This window comes from Paraburkholderia unamae, from assembly GCF_003096875.1.
GTDB classification, from domain to species: Bacteria; Pseudomonadota; Gammaproteobacteria; order Burkholderiales; family Burkholderiaceae; genus Paraburkholderia; species Paraburkholderia unamae.
Genome location: NZ_QEOB01000014.1, coordinates 180,239 through 193,907, shown reverse-complemented (window position 1 = coordinate 193,907; position 13,669 = coordinate 180,239). Strand labels below are relative to the sequence as shown.

At 67.0% G+C, this 13,669-nt stretch carries 13 protein-coding genes and 1 riboswitch; of the genes, 6 read left to right on the top strand and 7 right to left on the bottom strand.

The features are described from left to right. Window positions 1–21: 21 nt before the first annotated feature. Window positions 22–993, bottom strand: coding sequence for a LysR family transcriptional regulator (locus C7402_RS27960; protein ID WP_116612917.1), 972 nt, complete (start codon window positions 991–993; stop codon window positions 22–24). Window positions 994–1,129: 136 nt separating this feature from the next. On the opposite strand from C7402_RS27960, the gene C7402_RS27955 reads away from it, so the two are divergent. The 4 genes from C7402_RS27955 to ribB all read left to right on the top strand — a co-directional run bounded on the left by C7402_RS27955 (window position 1,130) and on the right by ribB (window position 4,909). Then, window positions 1,130–1,561 (top strand): VOC family protein, encoded by a 432-nt coding sequence (locus C7402_RS27955; RefSeq protein ID WP_112173358.1) that lies wholly within the window; start codon window positions 1,130–1,132, stop codon window positions 1,559–1,561. Window positions 1,562–1,598: 37 nt separating this feature from the next. After that, a complete protein-coding gene (locus C7402_RS27950; RefSeq protein WP_116612916.1) occupies window positions 1,599–2,786 on the top strand; it encodes an MFS transporter in 1,188 nt (395 codons plus the stop codon). Between the two features lie 189 nt (window positions 2,787–2,975). Beyond that, on the top strand, window positions 2,976–3,704 hold the full coding sequence (locus C7402_RS27945) for a helix-turn-helix domain-containing protein (RefSeq protein WP_116612915.1): 729 nt from the start codon (window positions 2,976–2,978) through the stop codon (window positions 3,702–3,704). A 136-nt stretch (window positions 3,705–3,840) separates the two neighbouring features. Next, a riboswitch (FMN riboswitch) is annotated at window positions 3,841–4,014 on the top strand. A gap of 166 nt (window positions 4,015–4,180) precedes the next feature. Next, entirely contained in the window at window positions 4,181–4,909 is a 729-nt protein-coding gene (gene ribB / locus C7402_RS27940; RefSeq protein ID WP_116612914.1) for a 3,4-dihydroxy-2-butanone-4-phosphate synthase, read from the top strand. Window positions 4,910–5,005: 96 nt separating this feature from the next. On the opposite strand, the gene C7402_RS27935 is transcribed toward ribB, so the two are convergent. Next, window positions 5,006–5,692: an HAD family hydrolase gene (locus tag C7402_RS27935; protein ID WP_116612913.1), complete on the bottom strand. Its 687-nt coding sequence runs from the start codon at window positions 5,690–5,692 to the stop codon at window positions 5,006–5,008. 242 nt (window positions 5,693–5,934) lie between these two features. On the opposite strand from C7402_RS27935, the gene C7402_RS27930 reads away from it, so the two are divergent. After that, window positions 5,935–6,312 carry a hypothetical protein gene (locus C7402_RS27930; protein ID WP_112173353.1) on the top strand — a complete coding sequence of 126 codons (378 nt, stop codon included), beginning with the start codon at window positions 5,935–5,937 and terminating at the stop codon, window positions 6,310–6,312. A 311-nt stretch (window positions 6,313–6,623) separates the two neighbouring features. Here C7402_RS27930 and C7402_RS27925 read toward each other — a convergent pair whose 3' ends face one another. Beyond that, window positions 6,624–6,821: a hypothetical protein gene (locus C7402_RS27925; RefSeq protein ID WP_028205977.1), complete on the bottom strand. Its 198-nt coding sequence runs from the start codon at window positions 6,819–6,821 to the stop codon at window positions 6,624–6,626. A gap of 653 nt (window positions 6,822–7,474) precedes the next feature. Here C7402_RS27925 and C7402_RS27920 point away from each other — a divergent pair. Continuing rightward, window positions 7,475–8,308: a ferritin-like domain-containing protein gene (locus C7402_RS27920; protein WP_308012633.1), complete on the top strand. Its 834-nt coding sequence runs from the start codon at window positions 7,475–7,477 to the stop codon at window positions 8,306–8,308. Window positions 8,309–8,431: 123 nt separating this feature from the next. Here C7402_RS27920 and C7402_RS27915 read toward each other — a convergent pair whose 3' ends face one another. The 4 genes from C7402_RS27915 to C7402_RS27900 form a co-directional block, all read right to left on the bottom strand. Beyond that, window positions 8,432–10,093, bottom strand: coding sequence for a DEAD/DEAH box helicase (locus C7402_RS27915; RefSeq protein WP_116612912.1), 1,662 nt, complete (start codon window positions 10,091–10,093; stop codon window positions 8,432–8,434). 254 nt (window positions 10,094–10,347) lie between these two features. Further along, complete coding sequence (gene trhA / locus C7402_RS27910) at window positions 10,348–10,968, bottom strand: PAQR family membrane homeostasis protein TrhA (protein WP_112173426.1); 621 nt, start codon at window positions 10,966–10,968, stop codon at window positions 10,348–10,350. Window positions 10,969–11,299: 331 nt separating this feature from the next. Further along, window positions 11,300–12,595 carry a c-type cytochrome gene (locus tag C7402_RS27905; protein ID WP_112173351.1) on the bottom strand — a complete coding sequence of 432 codons (1,296 nt, stop codon included), beginning with the start codon at window positions 12,593–12,595 and terminating at the stop codon, window positions 11,300–11,302. 22 nt (window positions 12,596–12,617) lie between these two features. Next, a complete protein-coding gene (locus C7402_RS27900) occupies window positions 12,618–13,373 on the bottom strand; it encodes a c-type cytochrome (protein ID WP_116612911.1) in 756 nt (251 codons plus the stop codon). Window positions 13,374–13,669: the final 296 nt, after the last annotated feature.

Genomic DNA, 13,669 nt, shown 5'->3' with positions numbered 1-13,669 from the left:
CGCTTTGCGCGCAATCGGACATTATAGCCGTTTGCGCCTTCGGCTTTGCGTCGCCTCGGCGGGATCCGGGCAGGGCACGAGCGCCTCCAGCTCCCCCGAAGTCTGCGCGAAACGCTCGGTCAGGAAATCGAGCAGCACCCGCACGCGCGGCGCGAGAAAGCGGTTGCGGTGATAGAGCGCGTGCAGCGGCGCGTCGGGGTAGCGCCACTCGGGCATCACGGTCGTGAGACGCCCGGCGCGCAGGTCGTCGGCCACGTCCCAGATCGACTTCACCGCGAGGCCATAGCCGCACAGCGCCCACTGGCGCACGACTTCGCCATCCGTGGATTCGAGCGCGCCGTCGAGCGGCACGGTGTAAGTCTGCGTTTCGTCGCCGCGCGTGAAGCGCCATTCGTTCACCGGCCCCGCCGCCGAGCCGATCACGATGCAGTCGAAGCGGGCCAGATCGTTCGGTTCGCGCGGCTCGCCGTGGCGCGCGAGGTACTTGGGCGAAGCGCACAGCACGCGGCGGTTCGGCGCGAGCCAGCGCGCGACGAGCGAGCTGTCCTGCGGCGTGCCGAAACGGATCGCGAGATCGATGTCTTCGAGCACGAGGTTCGAGATCGAGTCGGTCAGCATCAGCGAGAAACGTACGTCGGGGTAGCGGTCGCGAAACTCGTCGAGCCAGGTCATCAGCAGGTTGCGGCCGAAGTCCGAGGTCGCGGAAATGCGCACCTTGCCGCGCACCGCGTTCTGGCCCTCCTGCAAGGCCGCCTTGGCGTCGTCGAGCGAGCGCAGCGCGTGCTCGCTACAGGTGAGGTAGACGCGGCCTTCGTCGGTGAGGCGAAGCTGGCGGGTGGTGCGGTCGAACAGGCGCGCGTGCAGCTCCGCCTCCAGCCGCGCGAGCCGCGCGCTTGCCGCCGCGGGCGTGAGGCCTAGCTTGCGGCCCGCCGCGGAAAGGCTGCCGAGGCGTGTCGCCTCCACGAAAAGGCGCACGTCGCCGAGATTGTCCATCGCGCGATTATTAGAAAATGATTGAAAATGCTTCAAATGCTACGCCAATTATCAAAATTGCGCGTAAGCCCGACAATGCGCGTGTTTTCAGGACAACTGCCGCGCCGGGCCTTCCGCCGGGCGCGCCCCACACGCCATGCAACTCGATCACGTCACGCTCGTTACGCCCGACCTCGAAGGGACGCGCCGCTTCTTTTGCGACATCGTCGGTCTCGACGACGGCCCGCGTCCGCCATTTCGCGTGGACGGTCACTGGCTCTACGCGAAGGGCAGCGCGCGCGTGCCGCTCGTGCATCTCGTCGATGCGACCGTGCCCGCGCAACCGCCCGCGCTCGTCGCGCCGCGCATCGACCACGTGGCGTTTCGCGTCGCGCCCGGCGAGGCGTGGCGCGCGCTGTTGCAGCGGCTCGCCGCGCACCGCGTGCCGTACCAGGTCGCCGAAGTGCCCGCGAGCGCCGAGGTGCAGCTTTTCGTGGCGCTCGCGCCGGGCGTCGTCGTCGAGTTCGTGACGTCGTCGCCGGTCGGCGCGCCTGCCGGCGTGCAACCGGGTGCACCTGAATCCCACTGATATCCACTGAATCCAAGGCCGATTTTCGGAGATTTCCATGCCTATCCCCTTGCTTGCGCTGGCGATCAGCGCGTTTGCCATCGGCACCACTGAGTTTCTCATCATGGGCCTGTTGCCCGACGTCGCGCGCGATCTGCACGTGACGATTCCCGCCGCGGGCCTGCTCGTGACCGGTTATGCGCTCGGCGTGGCGGCCGGCGCGCCGCTGCTCGCCGCGCTCACGAGCCGCATGCCGCGCAAGCTCGCGCTGCAACTGCTGATGGGCGTGTTCATCGTCGGCAATGTGATGTGCGCGGTCGCGTCGGACTATTCGCTGCTGATGGTCGCGCGCGTCGTGGCCTCGTTCGCGCATGGTTCGTTCTTCGGCATCGGCGCCGTGGTGGCCGCCTCGCTCGTGCCGCAGGAAAAGCGCGCGAGCGCTATCGCGCTCATGTTCACCGGCCTCACGCTCGCCACGGTGCTGGGCGTGCCGTTCGGCACGGCCATTGGCCAGCAGTTCGGCTGGCGCGTGGCGTTCTGGATCGTGAGCGGCCTTGGCGTGATCTCGCTGATCGGCGTGAGCGCGCTCGTGCCGAATCAGCACGACAGCGGCCCGATCGGCCTCGGCCACGAAGTGCGCGTGCTGCGCGACCCGCAAGTGTGGCTCGCGCTCGGCATGACCGTGCTCGGCTTTGGCGGCGTGTTCGTCGTGTTCACCTATATCGCGCCGATTCTCGAGCAGGTGAGCGGCTTCTCGCCGCGCGGCGTGACGCTCATGCTCGTGCTGTTCGGCGTGGGGCTCACGCTCGGCAACACGCTGGGCGGCAAGCTCGCGGACCGCGCGCTGATGCCCTCGCTCATGGGCATTCTGGTGGTGCTCGCCGTGGTGATGGCCATCTTCACGAAGACGAGCCATGCGATGTGGCCGGCCGCCATTACCGTGTTCGTGTGGGGCATCGCCGCGTTCGCGACCGTGCCGCCGCTCCAGATGCGCGTGGTGGCGAAAGCCGCCGCGGCGCCGAATCTCGCATCGACGCTCAACATTGGTGCGTTCAACGTGGGCAACGCGATGGGCGCGTGGATGGGCGGTCTCGCCATCGCACACGGCGTGGCGCTCGACTCGCTGCCGTGGGTGGCGGCGGTCGTCTCGCTCGCGGCGCTCGTGCTCACGTGGGCGGCGGCGCGGCTCGACACGCGCGGCGCGTCGGTGCGCGGGGCGAACGTGGCAGTGGGGCAGGACGCGTGATGCTGGATCACGCTGCATGACGCGCCGATCCGGCTTATGCGCACAACGCGAAAGCAATCCCGGAATCGCGCTCTGCAATGCTGATAACAGTGTGAAGATAACTTCGTTGGGCGCGGCAAATCGCAATGCTAGTCTTGCCTCCATTCACGCTCTTGCGCCGCTTCTCACGCGGCTAGCCCGGAGGCAGCCATGCATTCACCCCTCGCGCTCGTGCGCGACGCGCAGCTCAACCATGTTGCGCACACCGAAGGACCTAACGACACTTTCGAGACGCTCGAGCATCTCGTGGGCGTGAACCTCGCGCGGCTGCGCGCCGAGCGCCAGCTTTCGCTCGATGCGCTCGCCCGCGCCTCGGGTGTCTCGCGCGCCATGCTCGCCCAGGTGGAGTCGGCGCGCAGCGTGCCGTCCATCAAGGTGCTGTGCAAGGTGGCGGCGGCGCTCAAAGTGTCGGTGTCGGCGTTCCTGCGGCGGCATGCCGTGAACGGTTTCGAGCATCTGCCTGCGGAGCGCGCGTCGCGCCTCGTGAGCGCCGACGGCCGTTATTCGGCGCGCGCGCTTTACCCCGAGGGCGAACCCGCCACCGCGGAGTTCCACGAACTGCGCATTGCGCCTTTGCATACGGAGCCCGGCGTGCGCCGCTCGCCGGGCACGACCGTGAACCTCGTGGTGAGCGAGGGCACGCTCGAAGTGAGCGTGCACAACCGCCGCCAGTTGCTCGCGACCGGCGACGCGATCGTGTTCGACGCCGACCAGCCGCACAGCCTGCGCAACCCCGGCGACACCGAGGCGCGCGTGTTTCGCGTGACGCTCAACGCCGAGACGCCGCCGCGCTGGGACGTGCCCGCCGCGCCGGCGGTCGCCGAAAGCGAGCCGGCCGAGGTGAGCGCCGTGACGGCGGTGGCGGCGCAGCCCGCATGAAGCCCGTATGAACCCGTTCGTAGCCATGATGCGTCGCACAAAACCGGTTTCGAGAAAATTGTCTAGTCGTACTTTTTCCCGCTGCACGCAATCGCAGCGCGTTGTATCCTTTGCCCGCCGGTTGATCCGGTAATCAGTGCGTCTTCAGGGCGGGGCGAAATTCCCCACCGGCGGTATGCCGGCCGCGCCGCAAGGCAAGGCCAGCGAGCCCGCGAGCGCCTGCGCGAGCCTCATGATGTGATGCGCAGGGTCAGCAGATCTGGTGCGATGCCAGAGCCGACGGTCAGAGTCCGGATGAAAGAAGATGTGCAGATGGTCATGTTTGCCCATGCGCCGCGGCGTTTCGGCCCATGCCTGTGCGTCCCCGTTCCATCGGGGAGCGCGGCGTGTCCGCCGGACGACGCGCGCCGGGGATTCCTGTCTGTTTGCAATGCCCTGAAACGTTTTTCGCCTAACTCTTGCGAGGAGCGTTTCACATGTCCCTTACTGCCAGTTCCACTTTCGCTTCGACTTCCGGTGCGCTGCCCGACGCCGCCGCCGACCTCCCGTACCTCGATGCCGAGCCGGTGCCCCCGCGCATCGCCGCCGCGCTCGACGCCATGCGCGAGGGCCGTCCGGTCGTGCTGCAAGACGACCACGACCGCGAGGACGAAGCCGACCTGATCGTCGCCGCCGAGCGCCTCACGCCTGAAACGATGGCGCTCTTTATCCGCGAATGCAGCGGCATCGTCTGCCTGTGCCTCTCGGACGAGAAGGTGCGCGCGCTCGAACTCCCGCCCATGGTGGCGCACAACGAAAGCCGCAACCGCACCGCGTTCACGGTGTCGATCGAAGCGCGCGACGGCGTGAGCACGGGCGTTTCGGCCGTTGACCGCGTGACGACGATACGCGCCGCGATCGCCCCGAACGCCAGGCCCGCCGACATCGTGCGCCCCGGCCACGTGTTCCCGCTGCGCGCGCAGAAGGGCGGCGTGCTGGCGCGCCGCGGCCACACCGAAGGCACGGTCGATCTGGCGGTGCTCGCGGGCCTGGCGCCCGCCGGCGTGCTGTGCGAGCTGATGAATCCGGACGGCACGATGGCGCGCGGCAAGCAGGTCGACGACTTCGCGAAGCTGCACAACCTGCCGGTGCTCTCGATTGCCGAGCTGGTGGCGTTCCGCGAGTCGATCGCGGCCGCGCGCGAGCGCTGCGCCGAGCCTGCTTGATTGACGCTCAAGTAGCGGTTTGACGGACGCGGCGCCGCCTGGCGCCGCGTCGCGTTTTCATCGAAGCTGTGCGCCTGCTTCGCACACAGCGTTGCCTCACGACTGCACGTCGCCGAATTCGCCGCGCACGCCGGCCTCGACGAGCGCCGGCAGCTCCTCCATGCGCGCCATGATGCGCGTGATGCCCATCTCGCGCAGCACGTCGGCATAGCCCGACGGGATATGGCTCGCGCCCACGAACGCGATCGTCTTCATGCCCGCCGCGCGCGCGGCGTTCAATCCCGAAATGCTGTCCTCGACAACGACGCAGCGCGCCGGCTCCACGCCGAGCTGCTTCGCCGCGTGCAGGTACACGTCCGGGTAAGGCTTGGGCCGCGCGACCTGTTCCGCGCTGAAAATGCGCTCGCCGAAGATCGTGTCGAGCCCGGCGCGGCGCACCGAAGCGTGCACGCGCGTGAGGCGGCTGTTCGAGACGACGGCGGCGGGCAGCGTGACCTGGCGCAACGCGTCGCGCACGCCGTTGATCGGGCTCACCGATTCGGCGATGGCGGCTTCGCAGCGATGCTCGATCGTTTCGAGAAAGTCCTCGGGCATCGTGAGATTGAAGCGCGCTGCGACGTCGGCGAGAAAGCGCGAGGTCTGCTGCCCGAACGCCGCATTCACGGCGGCGTGGAAATCGATGCCCGGAAAGGTGCTGCTGAGCGTTTCGAACAGAACGCGGTCGGCGATGACTTCGCTGTCGACGAGCACGCCGTCACAGTCGCAGATGAGATGGTCGATCATGCGTGATACGTAGGGCGAGAGGCGGGGCGACGCGCGGCAATCGACCCGGCGCGACGCCTCGCGCCTGAGCGGCGGGAGGGTGGAAACCCCCAATGATACGTGCTTTTGCGCGGGGGTTTGGGCACCGCGCGGCGCGTTCGCCCAGGCCGCGCGGCCAGGCTGCCGGGTGCGCGGCTCGGTGCGACAATAGCCGCGTCAGGATGCAACCGTTCTAACCAGTCGAAAACGAAAACGAGGCAATCATGCGTGGATTTGCGTGGATCGGCGCGGCCGTATTGCTCGCGGGGTGCGTGGGCGCGCCGCCGGGGCCGCAGGGCGGGGGGCGCGCGCCGTCGCTCGCCGCGTTGCAGCAGATGTGCGGCGGCGAGGCCGTGGACTTTGGCGCCTACGCGCCGGGCGCCTATTCGGCCATTCTCGACGCCTGGGTGGCCCAGCGCCGTGGCCGCCTGCCCCAGGCCCAGTTCTGCGGCTTCCAGGCCGAACTCGCGAAGCAGTACGCCACGCTTGGCAAGAGCAGCGATCAGGCGGCGCGCAACCAGTGGATCACCTTCCTCAACGACCAGCGCGCGCAGGCGTTGAGCTGGCGTGCCGCAGCCGACCCCACGCTGCGGGCGGGCTGATCGGGCAACGAGGCTGTCGCGGGCATTGCGCGTAGCGTGGATATGGGCGCGGCGGGGTGCGTGCCGACACGCGCGCGGCTGGGCACGGCACGCGAGGAACCTTGGCGCGAATGCGCAAAAAAATGGTCACGCGGGCATGAAGCGCGCGGGTCCGCGTGACCATGCACTGCAGGCGCGTACGTCTACTGCCGTGCGCCTGCATCGGGGATGTGCCCGACCGGGCGGGCTTGCGGACGACCCTCGCGTCCGCGCAAATCGATAGGGGGCTATGGAGCCTGTGGCTGGGCGGGCGCGCGGCCCGCTGGCTCAGGCTACGAACACCGTTTGATGGCGCGCAACGCGGAGTCGCCGATTTCGGTTAATCGCCATTGCTGGAGGCCGGAGGCGAGGCGCTCCAGTTGGACGAGCTGTCGTTCGAGCAGGGCGTCCAGTTCTTCTCGTTCCATGTCGAGCTGGTTGGGGGCGTCCTGCACTAGCAGCAGGGTGGCGAATTCATGCGGACTCAGCATCGTTCTCTCCGTGTTGCCGCATCAGAGGTCGCCGGTTGCGGCCCGCAGGGCGGCAAGGCGACAGGAATGCGGTGGTGTGAGCGAAAGCCTGCGACCGAGCAGATCGTCTGGCCGGAGGGACCGGCCGTCCGGGCCGCTTGTGCGCGGCCAAAACGGCATCCAGCCCGGGATCTGCCACGGGGAACTGGAGTGTAGTCAACGGCGCAGCGTTGTACAAACCACGTCCCGAAAATATTCCCTTTGACATTCGTGCGAGCCATCGGCGGTGTCGCAAGCCGTCGGGATTCGCGATTTCACTTGAAGTTCGTGTCGCGCCGCGGCGAGCCGTGCCCTATCCGGAATGCATCGCGGGCTTTGCTTTGCCGTGCGCGCTTGTGGGCGATGGCGGGCGATGGCGGCAGCCGGTTGCGCGCATCAATTCCGCCGCCGCGACGCATGACGCCGGGCACCGAAATTGTTTGTTTCCGGAACTGTGTCGAGCAGGCCCGGTCTGTGCTCTGTGACTGCAACCACGCTAAACAACAGCTAAGATGCAATAAGGATGGCTGGTAACTTTCGCCACACGCACCACGCGCGGCATGCGGGGCCTCGGGGGGCCTCCGGTCATGCGCGAGGCGGCGTGAGCGTAGCTACCGCTTCGGGAGTACGACACAATGCGCAATGAAAACGAGCCTCGCCATGTGATGCCCTGGCGCATCGAAGACATCGATCTCACCCGCATCGACCGTCAACGCGCCGCCGCCAATGAAGACCTGATGCTCCTGCTGTGCGCCTCTTCATTCATTGAAAGCGGCTCCGATCTTTACACCAGCAACCTGAGCGTGTTCTTCAACGGCGACCCCGAGGTCTCCGAGTGGCTCAACCGTGAATGGGAACCCGAGGAGCTTCAGCATGGACGCGCGCTGAAGACCTACATTCAGTACGTCTGGCCTGAGTTCGACTGGGACGCGGCGTTTCAGAGCTTCATCGACGAGTATTCGAAGACCTGCTCGTTCGAGGAGTTCGAACGAACGCGCGCGCTCGAGATGGTCGCGCGCTGCGTGGTTGAAACGGGCACCGCCACGCTTTACCGCGCCATCGGCGAATGCTCGAACGAGCCGGTGCTCAAGGAAATCACCGACAACATCCGCAGCGACGAAGTGCGTCACTACAAGCACTTTTTCCGCTATTTCAAGAAGTACAACCAGATAGAAGGTCACGGCCGCCTCGCCGTGCTCGGTGCGCTCATGCGCCGCGTGATGGAGATCAAGAACGAAGATTCCGAGATCGCGCTGCGCCATGTGTTCGCGGGCCGCTATCCCGACCGCGTGCGCGACGACGCCTACAATCGCGAGCTCACTGCGCGCGTGAACAAACTCGTGCGCCACAACCTTTCCGCCGACATGTGCGTGAAGATGCTGCTCAAGCCGCTCAACCTGCCCGCGAAGATCCAGCCGGGCGTGCATTACCCGCTCGCCAAGATCACGCAGCACGTATTCTTCCGCTAGTTCCGCTATTCCGCTCACGCTTCGGCGAGCGCGAAAACGACAAAACCCGCTGCAAGGCGGGCTTTGTCGTTTCGTGGCGCAGGCCGGTCAACGCAGGGTGGACCGGCTCGGCATCACGCGGGATCAGCGATCGCGCTGACCGTTGCCGTCACGGCGGGAATTGCCGCCGGGGCGGCCGCCGAGCAGCGCGCCCGGGTTGCCGCCTTGCTGCTTGCGTTGCGGGCGGCCCAGCGCGCTCTCGTGCGAGACGCCGCGCTGGCTTTCGCGGCGCGTATGGTCCGCGCGTCCGCCTTGCGCGCCGTGATTGGCGCCTTGCTGCTGCTTCACCGGCTTGGCGGTGCGCACGCCGTTCGAGGCCGGCTTGGCCTGGCGCTGACCGCCGTTGCCGGCGTTGCCGCCGCCAGTGGCTGCATGCGCGCGGTTGCCTTCGCGACCACTGTCACGGCCACCTTCGCGATTGCCGCCGCGCGAGTCACGCGAGTCACGCGATTCGCGCGGCTCGCGTGCTTCACGCGCCTGCGCCGGCCGGCCGCCGTTCGCGCCGTTCGACGACGCACCGCGGCCTTGGGCCTGGCCTTGCCCTTGTCCCTGACGCGGCGAGCGGCCTTGCTGGCTGCGGCGCTGGATCGGCTCGGGCTTGGCGTTCGGGTCCGGCTCGAAGCCCGCGATGACCTCTTGCGGCACCGCGCGCTTGATCAGCTTCTCGATGTCCTTGAGCAGTTGATGCTCGTCCACGCACACGAGCGAAACCGCTTCGCCCGTTGCGCCCGCGCGGCCGGTGCGGCCGATGCGGTGCACGTAGTCCTCGGGCACGTTCGGCAGGTCGTAGTTGACCACGTGCGGGAGTTGGTCGATATCGATGCCACGCGCCGCGATGTCGGTGGCCACGAGCACTTGCAGCGTGCCGTCCTTGAACTCGGCGAGCGCGCGCGTGCGTGCCGACTGGCTCTTGTTACCGTGAATCGCGAGCGCGCTGATGCCGTCCTTCGTGAGCTGCTCGGCGAGGCGGTTCGCGCCGTGCTTCGTGCGCGTGAACACCAGCACCTGGAACCAGTTGTGCTGGCGGATCAGGTGCGTGAGCAGGTCGCGCTTGCGGTCGCGGTCGACGGGATAGATCTTCTGCGCAACCGTTTCGGCCGTGGTGTTGCGGCGCGCGACTTCGATGAGCGCGGGCGAGTCGAGCAGGCTGTCGGCGAGCGCCTTGATCTCGTCGGCGAAGGTGGCCGAAAAGAGCAGGTTCTGGCGCTTGGGCGGCAGCTTCGCGAGCACGCGCTTGATATCGTGGATGAAGCCCATGTCGAGCATGCGGTCGGCTTCGTCGAGCACGAGGATCTCGAGCTGCGAGAGGTCGATGGTCTTCTGCTGCATGTGATCGAGCAGACGACCGGGCGTCGCGACCACGATGTCCACGCCGCGCCGCAACGCGTCGATCTGCGGATTGATGCCCACGCCGCCGAACATGACGGTGGACTTGAGCTTCAGATACTTGCCGTAGGCGCGCACGCTTTCTTCGACCTGGGCGGCGAGCTCGCGCGTAGGCGTGAGGATCAGCGCGCGCACCACGCGTTTGGCGCCCGCGGCGGGCGGCATTTGCGAGAGGCGTTGCAGGATCGGCAGCGTGAAGCCTGCGGTCTTGCCGGTGCCGGTTTGCGCGCCGGCGAGCAGGTCGCCGCCGCCGAGCACGGCGGGAATCGCTTGCGCCTGGATCGGCGTGGGCGTGGTGTACCCAAGTTCGTTGACTGCGCGGACCAGCGGTTCGGACAAGCCGAGAGAATCGAAAGACATAAAGACCTGTTGTATTGCAGTGGCGCGAGCAGCTTGGCGCAGCCCGAAGGCGCGCTGCGAAACGTGGAGCGCCGCCCGGCGAAATGATCCGCCCGGCGCCTCGCGCTCCCCTCGCGTTGTTCGGACGGCGCGCCAGTGCGCGCGCCGCGTTTTTTCTTGAGCGGACGGTCTATCAAGACTCGTCGTCTGGCGTTAAGTTGCATCGCGCGGTCGCGGACACTGCGGCGACCATGCGAAGCCTTCACATTGACGCGTCACGCGACGTAGCGCGCGACGCTCACGAACTGACAGACGCTCCCGGCGAGCACGAACAGATGCCAGATCCCATGTCCGTGCCGGATGCGTTCGTCATTGACGAAAAAATAAATGCCGGCGCTGTAAATGAGGCCGCCTGCCAGCAGCCACGCCGTGCCCGCCGCCGGCAATGCCTCGACGAGCGGGCGGACCGCGACCACCGCGAGCCAGCCCATGACCACATAGAGCACCATGGAGAGCGCTCTCGTGCGCCGCCCGAGCGTGAGCTCCTGCACGATGCCGAGGACCGCGAGCCCCCAGCTCACGCCGAAGAGCGACCAGCCCCAGGGACCGCGCAGCGTCACGAGCGTGAACGGAGTATAGCTTCCCGCGATCAGCAGATAGATTGCGGCATGGTCGCACTTTTGCAGCACCGACTTCAGCCGCACGCCGCGCACGCCGTGATACAGCGTCGAGATCGTGTACAGCGCGCACAACATCGCGCCGTAGACAGCGAAGCTCACGACCTTGTACGCGTCGTGATCCAGCGCCCCGAGCGTCACGAGCGAGACAAGCCCCGCTATCGACAACATCGCGCCCACGAGGTGAGTAATGCTGTTCAGACGCTCACCGGCGTGCATGACCACCACTCCTTCTTCTTCTTGCCCGTGGCACGCTTGCGGAACATCGTTCCAGGTCATGCGACGCACGGTGCTCGACCGCCTTGTTCAAGATTGCGCCCGACGGGCCACGGAACCGCCTCTACCGCGCGGCCCGGCGCCAAATAGCGAAGGGCGCAGCCCGCGTTTTCGCGGACTGCGCCCTTATCAGGCAAACGCCACTATAGCAGCAACGACCTGCCTGGGACCGCAGTGAGGGCTAAGGCCCCAACGGCGGCCGACCGGACCACATGGGACCGCAGGGGACCCGAATCAGCGCCAAAGCGCGAACTCGGGTCGACCGGGCGGTGCGTCAGTCCAGCGGCGACGAGCGCAAATCCGCGACCTGCTGCGGAGACACCGGCGTGCCCTTGTTGCCCCAGGACATGCGGATGAACGTCACGACCGCCGCGACTTCCTGGTTCGAGAGCGACTGCGCAAACGGCGGCATGCCGTACGGGCGCGGGTTGCCTCCCGTGCTCGGCGGATAGCCGCCGTTGAGCACCATGCGGATCGGGTTCACGGCCGAATGCATCTGGATCGACTGGTTGTTCGCAAGCGGCGGGAAGTTCGGCGGCATGCCGAGACCGTTCTCCGCGTGGCACTTTGCACACTGGTCATGGTAGATCTTCTGACCTTGCTGCAAGAGTTCGCCACCGAACGCTTCCGACGTCTCCATCTGCATCGTTTCGGGCGCTTCCTTCTTCTGCGGGATGGTCTTCAGGTACGAGGCCATCGCGTGGATGTCGTCGTCCGAAAGATATTGCAGACTGTTGTGGATCACGTCCGCCATCGGGCCGAACACCGCGCCGCGCTCCGAAACGCCGGTTTTCAGGAGGCTCGAAATGTCCTTGATGTCCCAGTCGCCGAGGCCGCCTTCGCTGCCCGTGAGCGACGGCGCGTACCAGTTCTGGAGCGGGATCAGACCGCCCGCGAAGGCCGCCGAGTTGACCGGGCCGCCCACCGCGTTGATGGACGTATGGCACATGCCGCAGTGGCCGAGGCCTTCCACGAGATACGCGCCGCGGTTCCACTCGACCGACTTGGTCGGATCGGGCTTGAATTCGCCTTCACGGAAGAACAGCGTGCGCCAGCCGATCAGCAGGTTGCGGTTGTTGAACGGGAACTTGAGCTCGTGCGGGCGGCTCGGAATGTTCGCCGGCGGCACCGAGCGCAGGAAGGCGTAGATCGCGTCCGAGTCGGCGCGCGTGACCTTGGTGTAGCTCGCGAACGGGAACGCCGGATAGAGCAGGCTGCCGTCCTTCGAGCGGCCCGTGTGCATGGCGCGATAGAAGTCGTCGGCGCTCCATTTGCCGATGCCGTACTGGTCGTCGGGCGTGATGTTGGGCGTGTAGAGCGTGCCGAAGGGCGTCGCCATCGGCAGGCCGCCCGCGAACATCTGGCCGCCGCGCACCGTGTGGCAGGCGATACAGTCGCCGGCGCGCGCGAGATACTCGCCCTTCTTGATGAGATCGGCCTGGTCGGCGGGCGTTGCGGCTTGTGCGGCGCCGTTGCGCAGGTAGTCGGTGCCCGACCAGAGCACGGGCACGAGTGCCGCGGCGGCGGCCACGATCACGGCGGAAAGTGCGAACAGGGACTTGCGGTTCATATTGGCTGTCTCCCCCGGCGCCTTATTGCGGTTCGCTGCCGCAGGCAAGCGGCGTCTTCAAGGAGCCGGCGGCTGCCGGCACGGGGTTTTGCGGCGCGCTCTGCGTGGAGAGCCAGGCCGCGACCGCGTTGACGTCGTCGTCGCTGAGGCGCGTGGCGACCTCATGCATGCAGTCCGGCGCCTTCGCGTGACGCGAGCCCGAGCGCCATGCGCCGATCTGCGCGCTGATGTAGTCCGCGTGCAGGCCGACGAGACCCGGGATGGCAGGCTCCATGCCGGTGAGCTTCGCGCCGTGGCAGGCCGCGCAGGCGGGCACCTGCTTGGACGGCACGCCGTGCAGCACGATGTCGCGGCCGCGCGCGAGCGTGGTGTCGCTCACCGACGGCTTGGCGGGCGGCGGGTAGGGCGGCCGCTGCTGCGAGAAGAACGTTGCGATCTCGTGCAGGTAGTCGTCGGAGAGATAGGTGACCAGATAATTCATCGGAGGGTACTTGCGGCGACCCTCGCGGAAGTTCATTAGCTGGTTGTACAGGTACTCGGCCGGCTTGCCGGCGAGACGCGGGAAGTAATCGTTGTCGGTGCCCTGACCGTGCGAGCCGTGGCACGCGGTGCAGCCCTGCACGCGCGATTCGATCGTGTCGGGGGCTTTGGGCTGCGGGGTTTGGGCATGCGCAGCGTTGAGAACGCCGGTCGTCCCGAGCAAAAGTGCTGCTCCCAGAGGCGCGACGAGCGGAATGAGCGGTCGGAAGATACGTCTTGGGGACACGCGTAACTCCATCTTTATCGTGGACCTGACCAGGCTTCGAACGGCCCGGCTTGTAGGCTGCGCGCGATGAAAGCCGAAGACCGTGCGCGCTGCGGCGACGCAGCAGATTCTAGCATTCGGCACCGGTAGTGACCATTTGCCGCATGCGCCGCCGAGGCGGTCTTGCGGCGGAACGTCGCATCGTCGCCGGTTATGATTCTGCACCTGTTCGCCAAACGGTGACACGGGGTTGTCCCGCACCCGCGCCACACTCCTCGCGAGGGTTCATGCCGCGCGCATTGAACCGACAGGCGCGGCGCCTATCGAAG

Bases quoted from the DNA above. Each gene is read 5' to 3' on its own strand.
- C7402_RS27960 (WP_116612917.1), bottom strand. From the start codon at position 993: ATGGACAATCTCGGCGACGTGCGCCTTTTCGTGGAGGCGACACGCCTC.
- C7402_RS27955 (WP_112173358.1), top strand. From the start codon at position 1,130: ATGCAACTCGATCACGTCACGCTCGTTACGCCCGACCTCGAAGGGACG.
- C7402_RS27950 (WP_116612916.1), top strand. From the start codon at position 1,599: ATGCCTATCCCCTTGCTTGCGCTGGCGATCAGCGCGTTTGCCATCGGC.
- C7402_RS27945 (WP_116612915.1), top strand. From the start codon at position 2,976: ATGCATTCACCCCTCGCGCTCGTGCGCGACGCGCAGCTCAACCATGTT.
- ribB (WP_116612914.1), top strand. From the start codon at position 4,181: ATGTCCCTTACTGCCAGTTCCACTTTCGCTTCGACTTCCGGTGCGCTG.
- C7402_RS27935 (WP_116612913.1), bottom strand. From the start codon at position 5,692: ATGATCGACCATCTCATCTGCGACTGTGACGGCGTGCTCGTCGACAGC.
- C7402_RS27930 (WP_112173353.1), top strand. From the start codon at position 5,935: ATGCGTGGATTTGCGTGGATCGGCGCGGCCGTATTGCTCGCGGGGTGC.
- C7402_RS27925 (WP_028205977.1), bottom strand. From the start codon at position 6,821: ATGCTGAGTCCGCATGAATTCGCCACCCTGCTGCTAGTGCAGGACGCC.
- C7402_RS27920 (WP_308012633.1), top strand. From the start codon at position 7,475: ATGCGCAATGAAAACGAGCCTCGCCATGTGATGCCCTGGCGCATCGAA.
- C7402_RS27915 (WP_116612912.1), bottom strand. From the start codon at position 10,093: ATGTCTTTCGATTCTCTCGGCTTGTCCGAACCGCTGGTCCGCGCAGTC.
- trhA (WP_112173426.1), bottom strand. From the start codon at position 10,968: ATGCACGCCGGTGAGCGTCTGAACAGCATTACTCACCTCGTGGGCGCG.
- C7402_RS27905 (WP_112173351.1), bottom strand. From the start codon at position 12,595: ATGAACCGCAAGTCCCTGTTCGCACTTTCCGCCGTGATCGTGGCCGCC.
- C7402_RS27900 (WP_116612911.1), bottom strand. From the start codon at position 13,373: ATGGAGTTACGCGTGTCCCCAAGACGTATCTTCCGACCGCTCATTCCG.